26 protein-coding genes are annotated in these 25,213 nt (G+C 43.7%); 17 read left to right on the top strand and 9 right to left on the bottom strand.

What is annotated here, in order from left to right:
* The first annotated feature begins 66 nt into the window (after positions 1-66).
* The 4 genes from FHW89_RS05640 (at position 67) to FHW89_RS05625 (ending at position 5,237) form a co-directional block, all read left to right on the top strand.
* Complete coding sequence (locus FHW89_RS05640; protein ID WP_253952176.1) at positions 67-2,520, top strand: TonB-dependent receptor; 2,454 nt, start codon at positions 67-69, stop codon at positions 2,518-2,520.
* Positions 2,521-2,725: 205 nt separating this feature from the next.
* A complete protein-coding gene (gene pnuC / locus FHW89_RS05635) occupies positions 2,726-3,328 on the top strand; it encodes a nicotinamide riboside transporter PnuC (protein WP_172334048.1) in 603 nt (200 codons plus the stop codon).
* Between the two features lie 65 nt (positions 3,329-3,393).
* On the top strand, positions 3,394-4,479 hold the full coding sequence (locus FHW89_RS05630; RefSeq protein ID WP_172334047.1) for an acyl-CoA dehydrogenase: 1,086 nt from the start codon (positions 3,394-3,396) through the stop codon (positions 4,477-4,479).
* Between the two features lie 476 nt (positions 4,480-4,955).
* Positions 4,956-5,237: a hypothetical protein gene (locus tag FHW89_RS05625; RefSeq protein WP_172334046.1), complete on the top strand. Its 282-nt coding sequence runs from the start codon at positions 4,956-4,958 to the stop codon at positions 5,235-5,237.
* Positions 5,238-5,295: 58 nt separating this feature from the next.
* Here FHW89_RS05625 and FHW89_RS05620 read toward each other — a convergent pair whose 3' ends face one another.
* Positions 5,296-5,436, bottom strand: a complete 141-nt coding sequence (locus FHW89_RS05620; RefSeq protein WP_172334045.1) for a hypothetical protein — start codon at positions 5,434-5,436, stop codon at positions 5,296-5,298.
* A gap of 93 nt (positions 5,437-5,529) precedes the next feature.
* Between FHW89_RS05620 and pafA the strand changes: the two genes are divergently transcribed.
* From pafA to FHW89_RS05585, 7 genes are all read left to right on the top strand, one after another.
* On the top strand, positions 5,530-7,203 hold the full coding sequence (gene pafA, locus FHW89_RS05615; RefSeq protein WP_172334044.1) for an alkaline phosphatase PafA: 1,674 nt from the start codon (positions 5,530-5,532) through the stop codon (positions 7,201-7,203).
* Between the two features lie 85 nt (positions 7,204-7,288).
* The gene (locus FHW89_RS05610) at positions 7,289-7,912 is read left to right on the top strand and encodes a thiamine phosphate synthase (RefSeq protein WP_172334043.1); all 624 of its coding nucleotides are present in this window, start codon (positions 7,289-7,291) and stop codon (positions 7,910-7,912) included.
* Between the two features lie 155 nt (positions 7,913-8,067).
* Complete coding sequence (locus FHW89_RS05605; protein ID WP_172334042.1) at positions 8,068-8,562, top strand: hypothetical protein; 495 nt, start codon at positions 8,068-8,070, stop codon at positions 8,560-8,562.
* Between the two features lie 386 nt (positions 8,563-8,948).
* Positions 8,949-9,524, top strand: coding sequence for a thiamine diphosphokinase (locus tag FHW89_RS05600; protein WP_172334041.1), 576 nt, complete (start codon positions 8,949-8,951; stop codon positions 9,522-9,524).
* Between the two features lie 162 nt (positions 9,525-9,686).
* Positions 9,687-10,772, top strand: coding sequence for a DUF6515 family protein (locus FHW89_RS05595; protein WP_172334040.1), 1,086 nt, complete (start codon positions 9,687-9,689; stop codon positions 10,770-10,772).
* Positions 10,773-10,914: 142 nt separating this feature from the next.
* Positions 10,915-11,997 (top strand): GDSL-type esterase/lipase family protein, encoded by a 1,083-nt coding sequence (locus FHW89_RS05590; RefSeq protein WP_172334039.1) that lies wholly within the window; start codon positions 10,915-10,917, stop codon positions 11,995-11,997.
* A gap of 157 nt (positions 11,998-12,154) precedes the next feature.
* Positions 12,155-12,499 carry a four-helix bundle copper-binding protein gene (locus FHW89_RS05585; protein ID WP_172334038.1) on the top strand — a complete coding sequence of 115 codons (345 nt, stop codon included), beginning with the start codon at positions 12,155-12,157 and terminating at the stop codon, positions 12,497-12,499.
* A gap of 54 nt (positions 12,500-12,553) precedes the next feature.
* Here FHW89_RS05585 and FHW89_RS05580 read toward each other — a convergent pair whose 3' ends face one another.
* Both FHW89_RS05580 and FHW89_RS05575 read right to left on the bottom strand, forming a co-directional pair.
* Positions 12,554-12,982: a PepSY-like domain-containing protein gene (locus FHW89_RS05580; protein ID WP_172334037.1), complete on the bottom strand. Its 429-nt coding sequence runs from the start codon at positions 12,980-12,982 to the stop codon at positions 12,554-12,556.
* 92 nt (positions 12,983-13,074) lie between these two features.
* Positions 13,075-14,193, bottom strand: a complete 1,119-nt coding sequence (locus FHW89_RS05575; RefSeq protein WP_166095059.1) for a DUF4407 domain-containing protein — start codon at positions 14,191-14,193, stop codon at positions 13,075-13,077.
* 210 nt (positions 14,194-14,403) lie between these two features.
* Here FHW89_RS05575 and FHW89_RS05570 point away from each other — a divergent pair, with 210 nt between their 5' ends.
* From FHW89_RS05570 to FHW89_RS05550, 5 genes are all read left to right on the top strand, one after another.
* Complete coding sequence (locus FHW89_RS05570) at positions 14,404-14,718, top strand: rhodanese-like domain-containing protein (RefSeq protein WP_172334036.1); 315 nt, start codon at positions 14,404-14,406, stop codon at positions 14,716-14,718.
* A 2-nt stretch (positions 14,719-14,720) separates the two neighbouring features.
* Entirely contained in the window at positions 14,721-14,909 is a 189-nt protein-coding gene (locus FHW89_RS05565; protein ID WP_172334035.1) for a DUF6358 family protein, read from the top strand.
* A 9-nt stretch (positions 14,910-14,918) separates the two neighbouring features.
* Complete coding sequence (locus tag FHW89_RS05560; protein WP_172334034.1) at positions 14,919-15,821, top strand: prohibitin family protein; 903 nt, start codon at positions 14,919-14,921, stop codon at positions 15,819-15,821.
* Positions 15,822-16,028: 207 nt separating this feature from the next.
* Positions 16,029-16,880 (top strand): AraC family transcriptional regulator, encoded by an 852-nt coding sequence (locus tag FHW89_RS05555; RefSeq protein ID WP_172334033.1) that lies wholly within the window; start codon positions 16,029-16,031, stop codon positions 16,878-16,880.
* 104 nt (positions 16,881-16,984) lie between these two features.
* Positions 16,985-17,770: an alpha/beta hydrolase gene (locus tag FHW89_RS05550; RefSeq protein WP_172334032.1), complete on the top strand. Its 786-nt coding sequence runs from the start codon at positions 16,985-16,987 to the stop codon at positions 17,768-17,770.
* A gap of 68 nt (positions 17,771-17,838) precedes the next feature.
* On the opposite strand, the gene FHW89_RS05545 is transcribed toward FHW89_RS05550, so the two are convergent.
* The gene (locus FHW89_RS05545) at positions 17,839-19,380 is read right to left on the bottom strand and encodes a P-loop NTPase fold protein (RefSeq protein ID WP_172334031.1); all 1,542 of its coding nucleotides are present in this window, start codon (positions 19,378-19,380) and stop codon (positions 17,839-17,841) included.
* Between the two features lie 44 nt (positions 19,381-19,424).
* A complete protein-coding gene (locus FHW89_RS05540; RefSeq protein WP_172334030.1) occupies positions 19,425-20,444 on the bottom strand; it encodes a dipeptide epimerase in 1,020 nt (339 codons plus the stop codon).
* A 164-nt stretch (positions 20,445-20,608) separates the two neighbouring features.
* On the opposite strand from FHW89_RS05540, the gene FHW89_RS05535 reads away from it, so the two are divergent.
* Positions 20,609-21,598, top strand: a complete 990-nt coding sequence (locus FHW89_RS05535; protein WP_172334029.1) for a hypothetical protein — start codon at positions 20,609-20,611, stop codon at positions 21,596-21,598.
* Here FHW89_RS05535 and FHW89_RS05530 read toward each other — a convergent pair.
* The 4 genes from FHW89_RS05530 to FHW89_RS05515 form a co-directional block, all read right to left on the bottom strand.
* Positions 21,567-22,196, bottom strand: coding sequence for a rhomboid family intramembrane serine protease (locus FHW89_RS05530; protein ID WP_172334028.1), 630 nt, complete (start codon positions 22,194-22,196; stop codon positions 21,567-21,569). The two genes, FHW89_RS05535 and FHW89_RS05530, sit on opposite strands and share 32 nt — an antisense overlap.
* Entirely contained in the window at positions 22,197-23,945 is a 1,749-nt protein-coding gene (locus tag FHW89_RS05525) for a M14 family zinc carboxypeptidase (RefSeq protein WP_172334027.1), read from the bottom strand.
* A 99-nt stretch (positions 23,946-24,044) separates the two neighbouring features.
* Positions 24,045-24,401, bottom strand: coding sequence for an MmcQ/YjbR family DNA-binding protein (locus FHW89_RS05520; protein ID WP_172334026.1), 357 nt, complete (start codon positions 24,399-24,401; stop codon positions 24,045-24,047).
* On the bottom strand, positions 24,398-25,150 hold the full coding sequence (locus FHW89_RS05515; protein WP_172334025.1) for an outer membrane beta-barrel protein: 753 nt from the start codon (positions 25,148-25,150) through the stop codon (positions 24,398-24,400). Before FHW89_RS05515 ends, FHW89_RS05520 begins: the two co-directional genes overlap by 4 nt.
* Between the last annotated feature and the right edge of the window lie 63 nt (positions 25,151-25,213).

Below are 25,213 nucleotides of genomic sequence, written 5' to 3'. Positions count from 1 at the left end.
AAGTTAAGTGTACTGCGTATTTACCCTGATAGGCAGATGGTTTAACTACATTTTATATTCGTTATTTTGAAAAATTTGTTTGCGGCTATCGCTGCTTTGCTGCTGCCTGTTGTGGCATCGGCCCAGCTTTCCATCAGCGGAAAGATCACCAACACAGCAGGCGAGGTTTTGCCCGGCGCTACCATCACTATTAACAACCCGGCATTGAGCACCGTTGCCGATGCCACCGGGAAATTCAGCTTTACCGATCTTAAAGCCGGCACTTATGTGCTTAAGGCCAGCTACATCGGTTATCAGGCTGTTAGTAAAAACATCAGCCTAAATAAAAATGAGGTTGTCAACATCAGTCTGACCAACGGCACACTTACCGCCGAGGAGGTAACGGTAAGCGCTACCCGGGCCATTAAAAATTCACCAACGGCTTATACCAATTTGAGCAAAAAAGACCTGGCCAAAAATAACTTCGGGCAGGACTTGCCGTATTTGCTCAACCAAACGCCATCGGTAGTGGTTACTTCTGATGCCGGGGCGGGGATAGGCTACACGGGTATCCGCATCCGCGGATCAGATGCCACCCGGATCAACGTCACTATTAACGGTATCCCTTATAACGATTCGGAGAGCCAGGGTTCGTACTTTGTCGATCTGCCGGATATTACGTCCTCTGTTGACAACATCCAGGTACAGCGCGGGGTGGGTACATCAACCAATGGCGCGGGCGCTTTTGGCGGTAGCATCAACATACAAACCACCACTCGCCGCGATACCGCTTATGCCGATATCAATGCTTCGGCAGGTTCATACGGATCTATCAAAACCACGGTGAGCGCGGGTACAGGCTTATTGGGCGGGCATTTTAGTCTGGACGGTCGTGTGTCACGTATCCATTCCGACGGGTATATCGACAGGGCATCATCCAACCTCAAATCATTTTTTGTGAGCGGCGCCTGGTATGGTAAAAACAGCACTTTAAGGGCCAATGTATTTTCGGGTTATGAAACCACCTACCAGGCCTGGAACGGTATTGCCGACTATGTGATAGGTGACGATACCCGCTCAGATAACCGTACTTACAATGAATTGGGACTGATGTCGAACGGGGCATTCTATAAAAACCAGGTAGATCATTATACCCAAAACCATTACCAGTTACTGTACGATAAAAAAATATCCAGCCAGCTATCCTTTAGCGGGGCCCTGCATTACACCAAAGGCAAAGGATATTACGAGGAATACCGCAATGCCGATTCCCTCAAAAACTATGGCATAAACCCCGTTGTGGTTGGTGGCAACACCATCGGCGCTACCGACCTGGTGCGCAGGCTTTGGCTCAATAATGATTTTTATGGTGTAACCTATGCGCTCAAATATCAGCCCCAAAGCAACCTGAACATGACCCTGGGCGGTGCTTATAATCAATACAAGGGAGCTCATTATGGCGATGTGATCTCTACCGCCACTGATATTGGTTTACCTGCCGATTATGAGTACTACCGCGACAACGCCAAAAAGAACGATTTTAACATATTTGCCCGTGCCGAGTGGCATCTGGATAAAGTATTGCTGTATGCCGATATGCAGTACCGCCATATTTATTACTCCTTTTATGGGATAGATAAAAACCTGAACAACGCGCAGCAAACCGCCGAGCTCAACTTTTTTAACCCTAAAGCGGGTATCACCTATCAGTTTAACGAGCATAGTAATGTGTATGCCTCCTTCGCGGTAGGTAACCATGAGCCCAACCGGGATGACTATGTAGATTCGCCGCCGCAGAACCGGCCAAAGTCCGAAAATCTGAAAGATTTTGAAGCGGGTTACCGTATTAGCGGCCCGGTATTTACGGGGGGCATCAACGGCTTTTATATGCTGTACAAAAATCAGCTGGTGTTAACGGGCGCTTTGAATGATGTAGGCAGCCCGGTACGTACCAACGTAAAAGACAGCTACCGCGCCGGTTTGGAATTTGATGGCAAGGTGAAAATTGCCAGCCAGTTGTATTGGGCGCTAACCGCTACCTGGAGCACCAACAAGATCAAAAACTACCAGCAGTTTTTTGCCGATGAAGATGAGGGTCCTCTGGTAGGCGAAACCCTGAAAAAAACGGATATCGCTTTCTCACCATCGTTAACGGGTTCAAGTGTCATCAGTTATAGCCCGGTAAAAGGCGGCGAGATTTCTTTCATCAGCAAATATGTAAGCCGACAGTATATTGATAATACCTCCAACCAAAACCCGCAGGGCTATACCATAACCCCCGAAAATGCTGGTAACCCATATGCCGCCAACCGCTTATTAAACAGTTATTTTGTGAACGATGTGCGGATAAGGTATAACTTTAAAGTAAAGGGTATAAAAAACATTGGATTGGGCTTGCAGGTCAATAACATCTTCAGCGAGAAGTATGAAGCCAATGGTGCTACCTATGCCGATGTGAAAGGAAATAATATCCTGAACTATAATTACTTTTTCCCGCAGGCGCCACGCAATTTTATGGCCTCGGTAAGTTTGAGTTTTTAAGGAACGCTAATTGCACGGATTGTTACGAATTTCACGAATGGGAAGAAATAAAAGTGAGGATGGCCATGTGCGAATCCCCTCTTGAGAGGGGGGAGGGGTGTGTTTATGGAGGCGAACAAAACGCGTAAGAACACACCCCGGCCAACGCTAAGCCCTACGCGCCCCCTCTCAAGAGGGGATTAAAAAAATATGTTAAACGAATTGCATGCAAAGTCTTCTTCATTTATTCATAGAGCAGATCAAAGAAACCACCTGGGTGCAATGGCTGGCCGTGGCTTTGGGTGTTGCCGAGGTGCTGCTGGCGCGGGTGAACAACATCTGGCTTTACCCTGCGGGGATACTGGGCACGGCTTTATCTATCCTGTTGTTGATGGAGGCGCAGCTGTTCGCCGAATCGCTTCTCAACGTGTATTATATTGTGATGAGTGTTTACGGCTGGATATACTGGATAAAAAAGCGGGATCAGCCGCCGGTAAAAATTACCTGGTCAACCCAAACAGAGTGGATCATCAGCCTCACCATCTCCTTTGGTGGCTGGGCAGTGCTGTACTTTTTGCTCAAATATTTTACACCCTCAAACGTGCCCTTATGGGATGCTTTTGTATCCTCAACTGCCTGGGCGGGCATGTGGCTGCTGGCCCGCAGGAAAGTGGAGAACTGGATATTTTTAAACATATCTAACCTGTTTGCCGTACCGTTGTTGTTTTATAAAAAACTGCCCATGTTTGCCGTGCTCACTATATTTTTATTCATCGTAGCCTGTTTTGGCTATTTTGACTGGAAGCGGAAAGTGGTGAGTGATGAGTAGTGAGTTTGAAGTAAAACTCAAAATAAAGGCCAAGCAACCAAAGTTTTTCACTACTCACTATTCAAATGCATCCCTCAACCCACCTCAAACCCGAATGGGTAAATATCATACGAGCAGCAGTACCCGCGGCCGAAAAGGCGGGGATGCTGCAGCCCGAACAGTTAGCGCTGGTGCATGAGCAGGGCTGGTTCAAATTCCTGGTGCCAGGGGCATACGGTGGTTTGCAATTGTCGTTACCCGATATGGTGCGACTGGAAGAAAGCCTGGCCTGGGCCAATGGCAGCCTGGGCTGGGTGGTTACGCTTTGTGCCGGGGCAGGCTGGTTTGGCGGCTTTTTATCGCCGGCTGTTGCTCCGCGTATTTTTGCCGATCCTCAACTATGCCTGGCTGGCAGCGGAGCCGCAACGGGTACGGCAACCATAACCGATGGTGGCTACCTCATCAGTGGGCGTTGGAAATACGCCAGCGGAGTACATCACGCCACGCATTTAACGGCTAATTGCGTCATCAAAAAAGGAGATGAACCAGTGTTGAATGATGATGGCTCGCCGATGATTTTACCCTTTATTTTCGACCGTAAAGACGTAACCCTGATATCGGCCTGGAAGTTTATGGGCATGATGGGTACGGGCAGCGATGCCTATGAGGTGCGTGATCTTTTTGTGGCAGGCAACCGATGTTTTAAAATTGATCCGGATAGTGCAGTAATTGCCGCGCCTTTATACCAATACCCTTTTATGCAACTGGCCGAGGCCACGCTGGCGGCCAATATATCGGGCATGGCGGTTCATTTTACCGATCTGTGCGCCACTATTTTTGATGAAAAACCCGAAAATAAATACCTCACCACCAACAGACGGGCGGTCATCAAACAACTCCATGAAAAACTGACCGGCAGATTAAACGCCGCACGCCTGGAGTTTTACAGCACCGTTGATGCCTCCTGGCAGGGCGCCCTCATGGGTAAAGCCACGCAATTACAGGAAATTGGCCAAAGCAGCCGCAAACTGGCCCGTACCGCCCGCGAATGCGTGGATGAACTATTTCCTTATTGCGGGCTGCAAGCCGCCAATCCCGAAACCGAACTCAACCAGGTATGGCGCGATCTGCATACGGCCAGTCAGCATTCGTTACTGGTGTTTGAGGAGTAGTGCGTATTTAAAACAAGAGTTTGTCATGCTGAACGAAGTGAAGCATCTATTCTGCTGGCAGCATAGTTCAACAATAGATCCTTCGTACCTCAGGATGACACCTCGCAAAAGCCAGGGTCCTGTGCGATTCCTTCCTCGGGGAAGGGGAGGAAGGGGTTTATGAAATAAGATCATTCAAGCCCGCATAGCCCTTCGCTGGCGCATGCATGCTGCGTGTGCTTCATAAATAGCCTTAATCATGGTTCTGCGTCCGGATGCGCACGCGACACGCGTGCGTCAACAATTGAAGAGTCCTCGCGCCGTTGTTGGTGTTGTCACCAACAATTTGTTATCATCGCGACCAAGCAGTAGAATGTTGGTGACAACACCAACATTGGCGAGAGCATAGTTCAATAATAGATCCTTCGTACCTTAGGATGACAAAAAATAACATCCCATGAAATGATTACATTTGTTAATCAGTTAATCTTAATGCCATGAATAACAATACCGTAGATCTGTATTTTCAGTCGAAAAAGGCTTCGTTAATGATATTGGCGGTAACGGCTATCATTTGTTCCAGACTGCTGTTCGTTTTTTTTCACGATCCGGAGGGCCCAAATCTGTTGATAGTTGGAGGCCTGACGCTGATTATATATTTTTTATCACAGGTGGCCTATTTATTTGGCCCATCCAAAGTGATGGGTATACAACGGCTTTCGGCGACTGTTGGGTTCCAGATACTATTGGTTATTACGCTCTATTTTTGCATGAAATAGAGCAACTTTATCAAAGCCTGGGTTTAATCAATAATTCAAAAAATCAGTAATTCAATAATTAAACTGCGTTAGCGATAGCAGTGGATACCGGCCAGTGCCTAATGCCGGTGCAGTATGAGCGGATAGCGCGGGCCAAAGGCAACGCCCCTGTCGGTTTAAGCGAAGGCATAGCGCAAAGTATCACTCCTTTGTGCTTCATCAATTTTACATAACTAAAAGTTATATTTAACAAAAAACTATACCGCATTTTAAAAGCATTGTTGATATTTGGGTTTCTCCAAATACTAAAAAAATGAAGCTTAAACATCTACTCCTTGTTCCCCTGTGTGTGGCCGCTGTTTCGGTATCGGCACAAAAAAAGAAGATCGGTACGGCACCGGCTGCTACTTCACTGCCTCAACCCAAACTGGTGGTTGGCCTGGTGGTTGATCAAATGCGCTGGGATTACCTGTACCGGTATTATGACCGTTACCAGGCCGGAGGTTTTAAGCGTTTACTGAACGAAGGATTTACTTGCGAAAACACCAATATAGACTATATACCAACCGTAACCGCTGCCGGGCATACTTGTATCTATACTGGCTCGGTACCGGCCCTGCATGGCATAGCCGGTAATGATTTTATTATACAGGCCACCGGTAAATCTATGTATTGTACAGATGATAGCACGGTGGTGGCTGTAGGCAGCACATCAAAAGCCGGCCAAATGTCGCCGCGCAATTTGCTGGTAACTACCGTTACCGACGAGTTAAGACTGGCTACCAATTTCCGCTCTAAAGTTATCGGTATTGCACTGAAAGACAGGGGCGGTATCCTGCCCGCCGGTCATACGGCAAACGCGGCCTACTGGTTTGATGACGAAAGCGGCAACTGGATCAGCAGTACCTATTATATGAATGACCTGCCGGCCTGGGTTAAAAATTTCAATAACCAGAAAGTGGCCGAAAAATACCTGAAACAGGATTGGAACGCGCTGTACCCGATCAATACTTATGTACAAAGCGCCCCTGATAACAGTCCGCGTTATGAAGGTAAATTTGGTGGAACCGAAGCGCCAACCCTCCCCATTAAAACATCGGAGTTATATAAAGGTAAAGTGGGTATGATCCGATCTACCCCGTTTGGAAATACCATGACGCTCGACCTGGCCCGCGCCGCGGTGGAAGGGGAGCAATTGGGCAAAAACGTAGTGACCGACTTTTTAGCCGTGAGCTTATCATCTACAGATTATGTGGGTCACCAGTTTGGGCCAAATTCGGTTGAGGCAGAGGATACTTATTTGAGGCTGGATAAAGATCTGGCCGCGTTCTTTAGCTATCTGGATGCCACCGTGGGCAAGGGCAACTACTCGGTTTTTTTAACTGCCGATCATGGCGCGGCGCATAACCCCAGATATTTAATTGATCATAATATTCCTGCCGGTTACTGGGACGATTATAAAGCCGTTGTGGATATGGAGAAATTGATGGAAGATAAATTCAAGGTGAAAAACCTGATCCGCAGCATGGCCAACTACCAGGTAACGTTTAACAACGGCATCATCAAAAAAGAAGGCTTGAATATTGATGCCCTGAAACAGATCTGCGTAGATTACCTGCAGGCGCAACCTGCCATTGCCTTTGCGGTAGATATGCAAAAAGCGCAAACGGCCAATATCCCCGAAGATCTGCGTACGCGCATCATCAACGGCTATAACGTGGAGCATAGCGGCGTAATCCAGATTATCCTGAAACCTGGATATTTTACGGGGCACGGCAGTACGGGTACCACACATGGCTCTTGGAACCCTTATGACACCCACATACCCTTGGTATTTATGGGCTGGGGCATTAAACATGGCAGCCTTACCCGCCAAACACACATGACGGACATTGCGCCAACGGTAGCATCGTTATTACACATACAGGCGCCAAACGGCAATATCGGCAAAACCATCAGCGAAGCGCTGACACAGGAGAAATTGTAGCATTAGTTGGGAAAGCCCGGAAGTTTTAAAACAGTTATCTTTACTGAGTTTCTTCCGGGCTTTACTGACTTTCGGACAAAAGACTATGAAAAAGTACATCTCCAAATTACACTACCTTACGCAGGATCTGCCCGGGCGCAGCCATGTACAGCAGGTACAGATAGCCTGCGAAGCCGGGGCCAACTGGGTACAATACCGCTGCATGAGCAAACCCGAAGATGAGCTGATTGAAGAGCTGAATGAAATAGCCGGTATTTGTGATGACTGGGGCTCAACGCTCATTATCACCAACCATTACCATTTGCTGGATAGGGTAGATGCCCAGGGCGTACACATCGAAGATCCCCTGGCCGATCTGGCAGCTATACGTAGGGTGATTACGGAGGAAAAAACATTAGGCGCATCGGCCCCTAATCCCGATGTACTACTAAAAATACAAAACCTGGGCGTTGCCGACTATTGTGGCTATGGCCCCTTTGCGCATACCCATACCAAACATAACGATTACCCGCTGCTGGGTTTTGAAGGCTATCGCCAGCTGGAAAAATTGCCCGTCGCTATCCCGGTGATAGCCGTAGGCGGCATACAATTAGCCGATGTGGAGCATCTGTTGCAAACAGCTATTTATGGCATCGCTGTATCAGGGGCCGTTAACCTGGCTGTCAATCCCGGTGCCGCGTTAAAAGAGTTTTACAGGAAAGTTTATTAAGTCTGAAATCTTTCAGTGGGGAGTTTTAAGCCAATTCGCTCCCGCGAGATTAGCGCAGCGTATCTCGTGGATGTCATGGTTAAAGCTTCCAGCTTTAGTTCAGCTGAAAACCCCGTAGGAGCAGGTAAAGCCCTGATAGATTAGAAGTTAAAAACATGCCAAATCAAACAAATATCTCTTATAGAGACAAAGGGTTTTGGATATCCGAGTCATTTATTGAAGTGTTGAGCCAATATATTTGTGAATCTTTTGAAAAGATTGGAATTAGTAACATTTCGTCGAATTTGCAAAAAACGTATACACAATGTAATGCCAATAGATCTGGGGCCTACCGCGGAATGGTAGATGTTTTTTTGGACGATTACGTAGATGGTTCGCAAGATAAAATTGCATTTATTGCTGTTTTAGAAAAAACAAAACCTATACTTAAGGCAAAGGGACCTGAACTTAGCATTATGACGTTAAATGAATTTGAAAGTAATAAAATAGATCCAGCGTTTATTAATAAATGGGCTTTTTCCGTCAAAACAAGTAGTTTGATTTCGACAATAGATATTATAATTCAAATGCTAAATGGCACATGGACTTCTGATAATTATAGTGTGTATTACTCTGGATTTCCCAATCCAAACGGAAGCATGGAGATTTAAGTCAATTCGCTCCCGCGAGATTGGCGCAGCGTATCTCGTGGGTGGCATGGTTAAAGCTTCCAGCTTTAGTTCAGGTGAAAGCTGAAGCCGCGGCAGCGGAGCGAGAAAAGAGCTCAAAAAACAATTTCATGATTAGTTGACTTTCAATAAACTAATGCTTTTTAAACCTTTTAAAACAGGCCAAAAATTTGTTAAAAAGTGTTAAAATGGTGGTAAAGTTTAGTTAAACGACCAAAAAGCAGAACTTTTTACCGCCTTTTCGATCAAAAATTTGTTAAAATTAAAGGTTTAAAAAGTTTTGCAAACCCCTGGGTCTGATCGTTATTGTTACATAGTTGTTTAAACACATTCATTAAATATTCATTTATTCTATCTACTTTTAATCGATGTCTTCTCACCATATTGTAAGGGAAAAACAGGAACCGGCATTATTGGTGCTGGGGCTTGATGATTTTCCGGAAGAGTTACTTGGCCAACTGCTGGAATGGAGCCCAACAGTGATAACCACACCCGATACCGCCGAAAAGCTAAACATGCTGGGCATCAAGGTTGACTGGGTGATCAGCAATAACCGGGATGAGGGATTGGTACAATCGGATGTTAAACTGATGGTTCCGGGCGATAATACATTGGCAACAACGGCATTAAATTACCTGATAGCCAACCATTACCCTGCTGTAAACGTAATAATGGATGAACCAGTATTGGATGAAATGCAAAACTATACCGGCAAAATTGACCTGGTGATATTTCAGGGAGATCAAAAAATTTATACTGTGAGTTCCGGTTTTAGCAAGTGGAAACCGGCAGGCGAGGAAATAAGGGTGCTAAACAGTACAAAAGCGCTAAACTATACGGGCCTGGAACAAACCGGACCGGATAGTTTCAGAACTGTAGAAGATGGTTTTTTTACCCTGAGCTTTGAACAGCCCTTTTTATGGCTTGCAGAAGGGCTGGATTAGGTCAGAAAAGTGTATAATTGAGCTGTTTTTACAGCAAACTACTATATTGGTGTACTTTTTGTTAAATATAATTAAATACGCGTTAAACCGTTTAATCATTTATTAGTCTATATACCTATACCAGCAAAGAATACCGGGTTGGTTAGTTAAAAATTTTTCATCATGAAACGCACATATAAAAAATTATTCACACTTGCTTTAGGAGCTCTGTTGAGTTCATCTTTAGCGTTTACTGCCAGTGCACAGCATAGGAGCAGCGGAGGCGGTGGTGGCGGCTCAAGATCATCTGGCGGTGGCGGCGGCGGCGGTGGAGGTTTCTCCCGCCCATCTGGTGGTGGAGCCAGTTTTTCACGTCCATCATTTAATGGTGGTGCGCAACGGTCGGCGATAGCTGCGCCACAGCGTACCTATGGCAGCAGTGGTTTTGCTTCACGTGGCAGCGTTACAGCAGCGCCTCAGCGTACTTATGGTACTGCGCAGCGTACTAGTGGCAATGCTGCTATAGCGCCTAGTCGTACAAGTGGTGGAGTGGCTACACGCACCTATGGTTACGGAACCCGTGGATATGCCAGTGTGAGCAGAAATGCATACGCCGGTGGCCGTGGTACCTATTACAGAACTGCCGGTGGTAGTGGTTATGCCCGTGGTGGGTATTCCAGTTATCGTTACGGTGGCCGTGGTGGTTACTTTGGTAATCATTACTGGTATCCATACCGTAACTACTATAACTCATACTATTTGCCAAGATTGGGCTTTAGCATAGGATTTTTACCTTACGGATACTACCCATTTTTCTGGGGCGATTATCAGTACTACTATAGCGATGGTTTATACTACCAACAGATCAATGATCAATATACTGTAGTTGAGCCACCTGTAGGTGCCGAGATCAAACAGCTGCCAAAAGATGCGCAGTCAATAATGATCAATGGCGAACAGTATTACGAATCAAACGGTGTTTACTATCAGCCAATTACTAAAGACGACGGAACCGCCACTTATGTAATTGCCGGTAAAGACGGTGAATTAAATACTGACCAGGGTGGTAATGGTGATGTTCAGCAAGCACCTCAAATAGGTGATATGGTTGGTCAGTTACCGCAAGACAGCAGGAAAATAAAGATCAACGGCGAAAAATTGTATGTATCTCCTGATGGTTATTACTACCAGGAAACTACCGACAATAATGGTAACAAAGCCTACAAAATTGTAGGTACACCATCCGATGATCCTGCCGATCAGAACTAATTGCAAGGGATATAAAATACCTTAAATAGCATATAACGGGCTGCTTCTTAACTGAGGCAGCCCGTTTTTTTATAATTTCAGGGAACACTAGGGCGGTAAAAATGTTATAGAAACTAATATACGCTACACTATTAACCCTGATATGATAAAATATATAGCTGGTCTGTTTTTTGTCCTATTACTGCAGATGTCCTATAACGTCTATGCAGGTGCTCCCAAAGAAGCCTTAAAATTATACAAGGCCAATAATCCCAACGTACAATATGTTGGTCGCGTTGATTTTGCAAACCCCTTGAAACCCAGGATGTGGTCGCCGGGTGTTTATATCAAATTTCGCTACGAAGGCAAAAAATGTGAACTGCTGATTAATGATGAAGTATTGTATGGCAAAAGTCACAATTACCTGGAGATAGCTATTGATAATAATACACCTTACCGGGTGCAAACTACGGGTAAAGCCAATCTGATCACGATAGGGGAAGAGCTTGCCGACGGCGAACATACAGTTGTTATTTGCAAAGACACCGAATCGCAGATTGGTTATATTGATTTTGTAGGTGTTCGGTGCGCTAAGCTTTTGCCACCGCCGGCTCAGCCAGCACGTAAAATTGAATACATCGGCGATTCTATAACCAGCGGGGCTGGCATGGATCAATCCATCACTCCATGTGGTAAAGGCGAATGGTACGATCAGCATAATGCCTATATGAGCTACGGACCGCGTACCTCTCGAAATCTGAACGCGCAATGGCAGCTTACTTCGGTTGCCGGTATTGGTATGGCTCATAGTTGTTGTAATATGAATATCACCATGCCCCTGGTATTTGATAAGATTTTTCTGCGCAATGACTCCATCGCCTGGAACTTTAAGCATTACCAGCCCGATGTAGTAACTGTTTGCCTGGGGCAAAATGACGCCCTGGGCGATTCTACCCGCTATTGTGACATCTATACCAAGTTTATTAAAACAGTAAGACAGAAGTACCCGGCGGCGGATATTGTATGTTTAAGCAGCCCCATGGCCGACGAAAAGCTATCAGCAGCATTACAAAATTACCTTACCGCTATTACCGCCGAGGTTAATAACAGCGGCGATAAAAAGGTATATAAATATTTCTTTTCCAGGCGATATTATCAGGGCTGTGGTACTCACCCGGATATGAAAGAACATGAATTTATTGCCGACGAATTAACTTCCTATCTGAAGCAGCTTAAGGGCTGGTGATTTTCATCAGCGTAATTTTGTTTTTAATGGTGATGAAGCTATCCTGAGCCGGTTTACTAACACCGGTTTGCGAACCTTGGCTCATGATGGTTTAAAATAAAAAAAACCTTTCATGGTTTTTGACTATTGTTATTATATACCAATTAATAAAATAGCTATGAAGAATCATGATCACCAGCAATTAATTCAGAAGCTGTTTAATTGCGTGCTGGCTTGCGAACATTGTGCTAATGCCTGTTTGCGTGAAGAGGATGTAAAAATGATGGCCCAATGCATCAGGCTCGACAGAGATTGCGCCGATATATGCGGGCAGGCAGTCCTGCTATTACAACGGGACTCGCCTATTGCCTATCAGTACCTGGTTATATGCGAGGAAATATGCCGGCTTTGCGCCGATGAATGCGGCAAGCATAATAACGACCATTGCCGCCAATGCGCCGAAACCTGTTTGGCCTGCGCGGGGGCTTGCCACCAGCATCACGAGCCTGTAACACAGGATTAAGTAAAAAGGCCCATCACAGTTGGGTGATGGGCCTTTTTATTATACAAGCGTTAATTAGTTCTTTTTCACAAATACGCCGTTCTCATCAAAAATCAGGTCGCCGCCTTTGATCTCCGTTTCGTAAAATGTTTTTCCCGTAGCGTCGGTAACTTTACCGGCTTCTTTAATCTTTGCTCCTTTATAATGTATGCTCACGTAAGGCGCGATACTTTTAGGGAGATCAGTAATGGGTATGGCCTTTACAATTTCTACAAAGGCACCTGTAGGTGTAAATACGGCCGAATTATCTTCGCCCGACTTGCCGCCCCAATTGGCTTCGTAGTTGCCTTTTTCTTTTTCCCAGTTTACTTTACTTGCCGCAGGGTACTTTGATGCTAATGCTGATTTAACAGCAACAGGTACATCTTTTGGCTTCAGGTCCTGGGCCAACGCGGCAGTAGCTATAAAGCCAAAGCCCATCAGCAGTGATAATGTTTTTTTCATGATATTTTTGCTTTATACAAGTATAAAATATCAAGCTGTAGAAAAACTGGCGGCTTTTTGAGGGAAATCTCTAAAGAAATACTTATAAGCTGTTACTCGTAACTGTGCCGCTCAAAATCATAGTCAGATTGTGAGGTTATGATCTTCTTTCGCCGCTCAATATCGGTACCCACGGAGTGATCATAAATATTATCAGTAACCGTATTTTCCCGTTCTTTATCCCGTTCTGCGAAATGAATATTGGCTTCGGCAGTTTTTGCTATGGCCACGTCATAAGGTCCCTTGGGCGACATCAGTTTTACAAATACCGGTAAACACTCAAACAGGATAAACAGGTAGCCTATAAATGATATGGCCAGGTATGTATCCAGGTCGCGAGTGCCGTTCTCGTTATAGGTTAGCTGCCCCAGGGCCCAGTTACGGTCGCTAAAGCCTGCAATATTGGTTAGGCTATCCAGCTGATGTTCGGTGAAAAGGCGGGTACTGTTCAGTCCCTCGTAGTCTTTTCGGGCGGCCAGGTATTGGTCCATCTGGCCTAAATTTTGGGTTACCTCCTTCAGGCGGCTTTCTTTTTCTTCCAGCACGGCCTGTTTTTGCTTGGCATAGGTGCCGTAGCCGGTGATGCCCGACGTTTGGTTGGTTTTATCGCCAAAAACCTCCTGGTTAAGCTGATAGCGCGAGCGGTTGATATCCTTTTCCAACGAATCCTTTTCCTTTTTCAGATCGCCGTTTTTGCCCATCTCCATCGCGTATTTTTGCTGATAGGTTTTTTCGAGGGTGTCAATTTTGCGGTGCTGGCCTTTCAGGTAAGCTGTTTTCAATTTTTGGCGGATCTCTTTGTCAAATATCTTGAGCTCCAATGGGCGCGAAATAACCACACCTATCATTATCGCCAATAAAATACGCGGCGAGGCTTGCAATATCTGCTGATTGGTGCTGCCTTCTTTGTTGATGCTGGATACGATGTACCTGTCCATGTTAAAAATGGCGGTACCCCACAGCAAGCCAAATAAGATGGCAAAGCCTACGGCAAAGGCATCTCCGTTAAAAACAAAGTACATAGCATAGCCGCCAGATAGTGATGCGAATAATGCCGTGAAAAATATGGTGGCGCCAATGCCTACATATTTATTATGTTCAATAGGATATTTTTTTAGGGTATCAATATGCGCTCCTGAACAAAACCAGAAAAAGCGTGTTACTTTTTTCATCTATTATGATCCATTTTATGGACGATCGTGTTGGGTTAATGTAAACCTTTTCAGCGCTCATCTCTTTTTTTACTGCACGTAAACGTAATAAAACACAAATACTGTGCAATATTATACATAAAACGCACTTAGACATCGATTGTTACAAAAATCGGGCTTAATTATTTGATATAGAAAAAAAGCTACCTTTGGATTATAATTTTATTTAACATGAACGAGATAACCGTACAGGAACTAAAAGAAAAACTGGACAAAGGCGAAGATTTTCAACTGATTGACGTAAGGGAAGAGTTTGAATATGAAACCTCAAACCTGGGCGGACAATTAATACCGCTTGGCGGCATTTTAATTGAAGCCGACAAAGTAAGTAAAGATAAACCCGTAGTGGTAATGTGCCGCAGCGGTAAGCGCAGCGCGGCAGCCATTATGCAGCTACAGCAGTTAGGCTATAGCAACCTGACTAATTTACACGGTGGTATCCTGGCCTGGGCTGCCGAAATTGATCCTACACTTAACGTATATTAATTATGGCCCTTAAGTTAGTGCTTAATGTATTGTACACTATAGGCATTGTATTATGCCTGTTTGTTGCATACCAGGCTAATACGGCAAAAAACTTTACCCTTTTGGGTGCGGCCATATTGGTTGCCGGGGTAGTTATTGTATTAAAAATAAGACTGTTAAAAGACGTAAGGAACTCGCAAAAAAAGCAGTAACTTCATTGTATGTTTATAGCAATTTTGGGAGTTATTGTGCTCGTTGTGGGTATAGTGCTCAAACGTTCACCCGAACCTGCAGGCCGCTTTAGCGGCACAGCAAGCGTTATAGGATTAGTCATAGTAGCCGTTGGCCTGTTGCTATCCATATTTAAAGTAATTGAGCCTGGTAAAGTGGGTGTGCAAACCCTTTTTGGTAAGGTGCAGGATCATGTACTCGAGAGCGGTTTGCACATCATTAACCCCTTGGTTGATATCACCACATTTGATATACAAACCCAAACGTATACCATGAGCGCCGTAAGCAACGAGGGCCAGAAGGAAGGTGACGACGCCATCCGCGTGCTGTCAAGCGATGGATTAGAGGTTACCATTGATCTGTCTGTATTATACAAAGTAACCGCCGACAGGGCCCCTTTTATTTTGCAGAATATCGGCGAAAATTACCTGGATAAGATCGTACGCCCGGTATCACGCACGGCTATACGCGACAATGCGGTTAATTATGCCGCTGTTGATCTGTACTCCACCAAGCGACAGGAGTTTCAGGATAAAATAAACCGGTACATAACGGCCAATTTTGCAAAACGCGGCCTGGAGCTACAGCAGATCCTGGTACGCAATATTACCCTGCCTGCCTCGGTGAGGGCCAGCATCGAATCAAAGATCAATGCCGAACAGGACGCCCAGAAAATGCAGTTTGTGCTGCAAAAGGAACGTCAGGAAGCCGAGCGTAAACGCGTAGAGGCCCAGGGTATAGCCGATTATCAAAAGATCCTTTCAACCGGATTATCAGACAAGCAACTTCAATACGAAGCTATTAAGGCCCAAAAAGAGATCGCTTTATCGCCCAACGCCAAAGTGATCATTATTGGCGGTAAGGGTAATCCTATTATGCTGAGCGATAAGTAATACCTGAACAATCTGGTCATTTTGTTAAAAAAGTGGGTTTACATGTAAACCCACTTTTTTAGACATAAATTCGCATAATCTGTTGATTGTTAATTATATAGCTGCATGTAAACCGTAAAAAGTGTAAACCCATGTAAACCATGCAGCACAAAGTATTCAATGTCATTTTCCTGAGTATATTGCTGTGATTTTATAATATCTTCGGGCATGAAATTATCAGTATCAGACCAGAACACCGGCGGCGATCTGTTGCTGCACCATAACGAACCGCAGCTCGACCGCTTGTTTTACACACGCGATTACGACTATAAATATTTTACCATAGCCTGGAACCGGGGCGGCAAACAAACCGTAACCATTGATGGCGTGGCCCATGATTTTATGCCAAATACTGTACTGCCGCTCATGTTTAACCAGTCGTTTTATTTTGAAAATCCCAACGATGTGGTGGCCTGGCAGTTTAACCGCGAATTTTATTGCATTGTTGACCATGATACCGAAGTAAGCTGCGTTGGCTTTTTGTTTGGGATGAATGATAATGTATTCATCGACCTGGATCCGGATACGCAGCGAAAATTGAAAGTACTGCTGGATGTATTTATTGAGGAACTGAATACCAAGGACGATATCCAGACCGATTTGCTCATCATGCTGCTGAAACGGCTTATTATCATGATCACCCGGCTGGCCCGTGCTGGTACTTTCCCAGATGTAAAATTGAACGACGACCGTTTTCACATCCTGCGCAAATTTAATTTACTGGTTGAGATGAACTTCCGCGAACAACACAGTGTGAGTTATTATGCAGGGAGGTTAAATAAATCGCCCAAGACCTTATCCAACCTTTTCGCACTGTACAATCATAAAACGCCCATCCAGATCATCCAGGAGCGGATATTGATAGAGGCTAAACGCCTGTTATTTTATACCGATAAATCGGCCAAGCAAATTACCTATGAACTGGGTTTTGATGACGCGGCCTATTTCAGTAATTTCTTTAAAAAGCATACCTCTTTATCACCGTCGGAATTCAGAAATAGCAAGAAAATGGTAGCGTAGGGAAATAATTACAAGTTGTCGGGAAGTATACTCATTCCGCAGGTGCAATAGTTGATGCACCTTTGTATCGTTGATTCAAACAACAAACATCAACACACACGACAATGAAAACTCAAACTCTGAAAAATGCATTAAAAACAAGCTTAGCTGCCTCAGCTATTATTTTATCAACTATTATTGGTTCAGCCCCTAAAGCCGAAGCCCAAACCGTAAAAAATATAGTATTGGTGCATGGCGCCTTTGCTGATGGATCTGGCTATAAAGGTGTTTATGATATCCTGACTAAAAAAGGTTATAATGTAACTGTTGTTCAAAACCCATTAACATCTCTTAAAGATGATGTGGATGCTACCAATCGTGTTATCGAAAAACAAGACGGGCCTGTAATATTGGTTGGTCACTCATGGGGTGGTACCGTAATTACCGAAGCCGGTACAAACCCTAAAGTAAAAGCACTGGTTTATATAGCCGCTTTTGCTCCTGATAATGGCGAAACTACTTTAAAACTGGTTCAATCATTACCAGCCGCCCCAGAAAACGGCATATTGCCTCCGGACGAAAAAGGCTTTGTTTATTTTAGCAAAGAAAAATTCCACGCTGGTTTTGCTGCCGACCTGAGCAAAGAAGTAGCCGACTTTATGTATGCTTCACAAGGCCCTATCGCAGCACAAGGTTTTGTAGCCCCAATTACCGAAGCCGCCTGGAAAACCAAACCAAGCTATGGTATAGTAGCCACTGAAGATAAAGCCATTAACCCCGATATTGAACGTAACATGTACAAACGTGCTGGCGCCAAAGTAACCGAAATAAAAGCAAGCCACGTAGTATTCATCTCACATCCAGATGCCGTTGCCAAAGTAATTATTGATGCAGCAAATAATGTCAAATGATTCTTAGATTATAAGACAAAAGGCCGCTTATCTTAAGATAGGCGGTCTTTTTGTTGTTATAAATAAAATTAATCTACCATAGTAAGATTCTCACTTTTTTCCAATGCAGAGATTAGAAAATCAAAAACGTTTGGTCTTTCCATTATAGCAGGGGGATTGTAATCGCTATCATAAGTGACGTTATCTAGCGATATATATCTATAATCATCTCTTGAATTTTTATGCAATGAAAAATTTGCTATTTGCTTATTCACTATTACTGACTTTTTATTTTGATTTTCATCAACGTTGGCATCATTAAAAATTATATTTTGATCAATGATAAATAATAGGGATGCTTTAATAAGACTTCTTTCGATACTTTCTGGATAATCAATCGTGTTCAAATTTCCTGAGGTAGCTTCAAACCTATTTGCCAAAGCTTCTAAATGTTTTTTTAAATCTACTGAGCTGAATAGTTTTTTTAATAAGTGTGTTAATACTAAAAAAGGAAACTCGTTCGCTGGATAGTTATATTTTCTTTGGCCAGCACTTATTTTAAATGACGGTGTATCATAACAAATAAACTGTTCAAGACTTCTTAATGAAATAACATTTATTTCGAATAATGATATTAAGATATACTCAAATGCTTTATAAAGGGATGAATTTATCGGTGAATAATTACCTTGTAGTTTCTGTGGGATATTTTGGGGCTTATCTATAAATATTTTTTGAAGCGCTTTTACTACATATTTTCGATTGTCGTATAAGAAAATATCTGTGGAGAAGAATTTATCAATATATCCGCTAAAATCGACTCCTTTCCCATAACGATGTTCATACATTAGTCTTATGTTGTTGTAGTCACAAACGAAAATTACTTTATCGAATCCGAATTTATTTTCTTGATTGACACTGTCATAATGAGCACTAAAAATATTGAATAATCTGAAAACATGCTCAGGGTCCAGTCTATCAAGATCATCAATTATTAATACCGTTTCTTTGATGATTGTGCTGTTATTTTCCGGGCTTTTAGTCGGCGTTTTAACCCTTTCGAGCATCGTTGATATTAGTTCGGAAATATCATCATATTCGTGAGCAGAACCCTTAAACGCTTTTAGATTCTTAATGTATTTTAATAGTAGGTCACTCTCTCCTGCAGAAACGATATCTTTATGAGCTTTGAAATCATTTGATATGGATTGGATTTCATCAAAAATAGATATAAAGCTTTCTGATCCCGGTTTTACAGCTTTTAAGATAGATTTTAAAAGGGGCTCAATTTTTAAATTGTGTAGAATGAACATTTGTCCAATGAGAGCCGTTGAATAATCTTCTTTTTGAAGATTTATTTCGTTAGGATATTTTGATAGTAGTTCATAAATTAAATCATATTTAATCAACTCAAACACGTCTTTATTATGAGCTATTGAGTAATTGACGGGATATAATTTTAGAGTGATATACTTATCGTTTTCTTCAAAAAAATTATTTAAAAAGGTTGATTTTCCTGTTCCGAATCGAGCTGAAAATAATATCCTCTTATTTGATTCGTCATTTATATGTTGTTCAAAATCAGTTTTAACACTGCCTTGATCAATAAAAGTTAGTGATGGTTTGGGCATAGGTTATTTTTATGACTAATATAGTGCATGTGCCAGAGTTTTTGCTATTTTATTACATGCCTTATCCCCAAACCCGTGTCATTATTCAATATATATTTGCCATCAGCAAAATCGGGCATCTGGTAGGGGTTATTGCTTACCAGGAAGGGGCCGTCAAGGTCAACCCAGTCGCTTTGTGGGGCCAGGGCCAGACCAGCCAGGGCGGCGCAGCTGGTTTCGGTCATACAGCCTATCATAATCTTCAGATTAAGTTCCCGGGCTCTTTTGATCATCCGGCTGGCCTCATATATACCTGCCGATTTCATCAGTTTGATATTGATGCCCGTGTAAACACCTTTGGCTTTATCTACATCCTCAAAACGCTGTACAGCTTCATCGCCAATAATAGGGATGGGACTGCGCTCGGTGAGCCAGGCATTGCTGTCAGGATCAGTCTTGAGCATGGGTTGTTCTATCAGTTGTACACCTTGTTCCTGCAGCCAGTAAGTCATGTCGAGACTTTGTTGCAGGTCTGTCCAGCCCTGGTTGGCATCTACATAAAGGGGCACATCGGTCACAGAGCGTATGGTGCTGATGAGTTCTTTGTCGTTATCCTTACCCAGTTTTACTTTGATCACCTTGAAACCTTCGGCCTCTTTTACTTTTTTGATGATCATTTCGGGTGTATCGATACCGATGGTAAAACTGGTTACCGGCATTTTTGCAGGGTCGCTGCCCAGCAGTTGCCAGCAGGGTTGTTGTTTGATCTTCCCATCCAGGTCATGCAGGGCAATATCAATAGCGGCTTTAATGGCCGGGTTGCCCGGAGCTATGCTGTCCAGGTAATTGATCACCGCGCCAAAATCAATGGGATAACTGATCCGGCTGATATCAACCTTACTCAAAAAAGCGGTAGCGGTTTCATGGCTTTCGCCCATATAGGGCACCATAGATGCTTCACCATACCCGGTATAACCTTCGTGCTTAATTTGCACCAGCATAATAGGGGTAGAGGTACGCGAAAACTTGGCTATAGTAAAAGCGTGTTTGAGTTGCAGTTCAAAGGGTTGATATGTCAGTTCCATGTTTCTTAGATGTGCGGATGTGCAAATATGCAGATGAAAAATGATGTGCGGATGTGCAAATTTTAAATGTGCAGATGAAAAATGATGTGCAAGTTATGTCAAAAAATCCGCACATCTGCATATTTGCACATCCGCACATCTGTTTCATCCTTATCTTTGCGGCCATGTCGGCACAAATTTATTCACCGTTCGAGCGTTTTAATTTCAGTAATAATAAGTGCTTCCTGAGCGGGCAGCCCTTAAATTCTGAAGAAGAAAAGATACAGGTTTTTCCGCAATGGCTCATGAGCCGCTACAACCTGGAAGATAAACCTTTTAAACTGCTCGACGAAAGCATGGCCACTTACAAAGACCTGAAACTGCCCTGCACCGCTGCCATCAACGAACAATTCCTGGAACCCCTGGAGGCTGAGATCGCTGCTGCTTTTGACGCTGGCTATGAAGCCGTAAAGCAATTGGATGAGCTGAAATTGTTTCAATGGGCAAGTAAACTGTTGTATGGTATTATATTTAATGAGATCCAGGCGGGCATTAAACAACAGCATGCGCAAGGCGAAGAGTTTAGCATGTCGCAGGCCATTATCCATAAATTCAGCCACCTGCACCTGATGCTGCAAAGTCTGAATCTGCCTATCGAGCTGGATGGTTTTAAACCTTTTAGTTTGGTATTGTTTAAAGTGGATAATGCTGAGGATATTTTTGGCTATCGCGATGAGATCAACACGCTGACATTTTCGCTTCGGATCAAAGATTTTGGTTTGATCATTTGCCTGCAGGATAACGGCGCCAATGCCAGCTATCACAGGGAGGCGTTGGAGAAAATTAAAGGTCACACCCTGCACCCTATCCAGTTTGAAGAAGTTAACGCGCGCTTTTTTTATTCGGCATACCTGTTCAATCGCCTGCCAGAGTATAATATTTTACCTGTGGAAGATATCATTTACGTAGAAGCCATGCCCCTGCGGGGCACCAGCACCAAACCGCTGTTTGACGATTGGGTACCCAAAGTTTATGGCCAGGTGCTGGAAAACTTCTGGAAAAACTGGGGATTCCTACTGTTCGAGATCATCAAAAATCCCGAAGAACCAATGAGCTTTCTGTTTGATGCCGATGGCAATATCCTTAATGCAGCATCGATTGAATTGCCCCGGTAATTTGCTGAATAAATGCTGGCAAAACCGGGGGATTAAGCAAAATGGTGATCATTAAACCACTCAGGGCTCCATATAAGTGAGCATCATGGTTAATGCTGTCATGGCTGTATTTAGAGGCGTAGGTACAATATATTAAGTACAATATACCAAATACGTAAGCCGGTATCAGGATAGGTAAAAATATCAGGCCCATTTTTGCCAATGGGAAGTATAATATCGCTCCAAATATTACAGCACTTATTGCACCAGAAGCACCAAGACTGTAGTAATTATAATTATCCCGGTTTTTAAGCACCGAAGGCATATCGCTCAATACCAGGCTTACTATATACAATAAGCCGAACTGCCAATGCCCGATGACTTGTTCCAACTGGAAGGCGAAAAAATAATAGGACATCATATTGAACAGCAGGTGCATGGTATCGCGATGGATGAGGCCACTGGTGATGAGCGTATGCAGATCTTTACCACGCGAAACCGTATAAGGGTGCAGCATCATTTTGCCTAACACGTTTTGATTGTAAAAGGCATATAACGAAGTGATGAGCGTAATAACAAAAATGACAGACGCTACAGGCGTTAGGATAAGATATTCCATTTATTTAAGATCGAGTTTGGTATCGGTTAGCAAGCGGCCCACCGGGTAGCGCATAAAAGTTTTTTCAAAATAGGGTGAATTGCGGTAAACAAAGAATAATTGCGCCTGCGCGCTGCCGGCCAGTTTAGGGTCTTTACTTTTCGCGTCATCAAGTTTCTTTTTCAGTTCAGGGTCTTTTTTCAATAAGTTGGCAGCTATATCTTCAAATACATAATCCGAAAAATATTCCTTTTCGCCCAGTACCGAATCAAAAAAGTTCCAGGTAAAAAAAGAGTCGACACCCTGCGGTTCCAATGTTTCCACAATATAACGGTTTATGGGTTGATTAGTATACACTACGTAATCGCCGGTGTAAAATTTAACACGCGTATCCACCGGGTTCAGTTTAACAGCTGAGTGCAGGTAATGCCCTTCATAAGGTTTTTGCGGGGATTTATAATCCTCAATATAATACATCTGTAAGCCCAGGGTGGTATCATGGGCCAGTTGCTGCATTTTAACCCCATTCAGTTTAAACAAATCGATTACCTTGCCCCAGGCCTGCGGAATCACATAGGCTACGGGTTTATCGGCTGTGGCGGTAACTTTATAGGTGTTCCAGAAATTGATGGTTTTGGTGTAAGGTTTATTCCGGTCGTAATACAGCCTATTTAAGCCGCTCACTTCGCTGGTTTTATAGCCGGCGGCATAGCCTTTGAAAGTAATGGTATCTATAGCTTGCCGGTCGACGGCCCAGTTGAGCGCAAACGTTTTTTGTTGAGTTACCTGTGCATCGGCTTGTTGCTTGAGTTCGCCTATCAGTTTAGCATCACGTTGATTGATATCGATGAGGTGCTGCATAAAATCATACGTAGCATATACCCGTTTGTCAAATGGCTTGAGCATATGTGTTTCTGTAATGTAACTGATGATATTGTGCTGAGCCGCGAAGCCTGTGGCAAAACGCGGCGTTTCTAAAAAGCTCACAATGCCCGAGTCGGGCAAACCTTCCTCACCTGCACCATAGGGAATCATCTCATAGCCGCTTTTTTTCATGTGGCTGTACAGGTATGGCGTAAGCGTTTTAGTGGTATAATTAGCCAGGATAGGGTTTTGTTTATCCTTTTGTGTTTCAATAAGTGTCATTACATATTGATAATCGGCGCCATCGCTGGTATGGTTATCCAGGAAGATCTCGGGTTTCCAGGCAGTTAGAATCTGTGTAAATGCCTGGGCATTGCGACTATCGGCTTTAATAAAATCGCGGTTCAGATCCAGGTTGCGGTAATTACCCCTAAAGCCATAAGCCACAGGTCCGTTCTGACTAACCCGGCTCAACCCGCGGTTCAAACTGCCATCAATATTGTAAAGAGCAATGAGGCAGATCACCACATCTTTTGGGAGCTGATTTTTTTTAAGCAGATCGCGCACCAGCATCATGCTGGCATCAATACCTTCGGGCTCACCAGGGTGTATGCCGTTGTTGATCAGGAGCACCCGTTTGTTTTGCTTTTTGATCAGCGCCGGATCAAATACCTTGTCCCGCGACAGCACAATCAAGGTAAGCGGTTTTCCTATATCCGTTGTGCCGTAATTGATCAGCTTCATCTGTTGGGGGTAAAGCCTGTTGAGGTTTTGGTAATACGCGATCACTTCGGCATAGGTAGCAGTATAGTTATGGTCCGGATGCTGCTCGAATGGAGTTAATTGTGCATATGCTGAAGCAATAGCAACTAAGAGGATCAATAAAACGGATAGAATTTTCTTCATTGAGATGTATTATTGCCCAAATATAGTATTTGAGAGCCAAGAGATGAGATACAAGAGTCAAGATGCATCAAATACTGTAATTGGCCCCGATTATTATATCTAATCTATTGCTTTTAGTTCGGCCTGTAGTTTTTTGGGTAAGCCCAGGATCACCTGCTCATAGGAATGGTCAATCATTTCACAAAGTTGTTTGCGGGTTAGCGAGCCATCCATATACACGGTATTCCACATTTTTTTATTCATGTGGTAGCCTGGCTGCACTTCGGGATAACGTTCACGCAGATCAACGGCAAGTTCTGGTTCGCACTTTACATTAAACCGGTTGCCGCTTTCCAGCCCAATGAGTAAAAACAATTTACCGGCAACTTTAAAAACAAGGGTATCCTCGCCAAAAGGGAAACCTTCTGTTACGGCCGGCTTTTGCAGGCAATAGTCACGCAATTCTTCTATATTCAAAATCCGAAATTTCTGATCAGTTTATTATAAGATACCGTATTTCCAAAATTGTACCGGAAACCTATGGTAAAGTGGGCATACTGGTCGGGCGCATTGTTCTTAAACTGTGCAGGGGGATCATTATAGCCATCGAGCCCTTCGCCGAAGGTATAATTGTGTTCGTAACCCAGCGTAATGGTATAACCTACCTGCTCATAGGAATCATAAATTTTAAACTCGTAACCAAAGCGCAGCGGTAATACCATGTTGGTGCTTTTGTCCTTGCCCTGGAAACCATTGGTGCTGCCCACCGGGCCGTTTTGAACATATGCAGGCAGGTTGGTACGCTGTATATCCTTCATATTGTTGGATATGGCGCCTATGCCGGTGCCCACATAAAAGTTTTTGATCACGTTTAAAAAACCATTGTCGGCATAATCAATAAAACTTCCCAGTTGTACATCGGCATGGAGCAGTAAGGCTTTGTAGGAGTTTCTATAGATCCGGCCAAAGGCATCCTTATCAGGCGTGCGGCCGCCGCCAGAAAGTGTGCCGAACTGGTACTCGAGCGCTACAGGTACGTAAGGGTTAAAATTGTAGGCGATATTGATATTATAAATAGGGTGGTAATCTTCCCTTTTCATATCAGCATAAGCCTTGCCATAGCCAATGCCGCCACCGATACCCCATTCATAATAGTTGTATCCGTCCTGTGCCTTTGCTATAAAACCAGCGATTGTGAAAACAAAAAGCAGAATAAATTTTTTCAAAGCTAAATTTTAATCAATATTTACAAATGGAACATGTCGGGTACGGTTACCGGCAAAACTTTA

Source organism: Mucilaginibacter sp. SG564 (assembly GCF_013149275.1).
In the GTDB taxonomy this organism is placed as follows: domain Bacteria; phylum Bacteroidota; class Bacteroidia; order Sphingobacteriales; family Sphingobacteriaceae; genus Mucilaginibacter.
The sequence above is the reverse complement of the archived record's forward strand: the minus strand, read 5'-3'. Positions and strand labels throughout refer to the sequence as shown.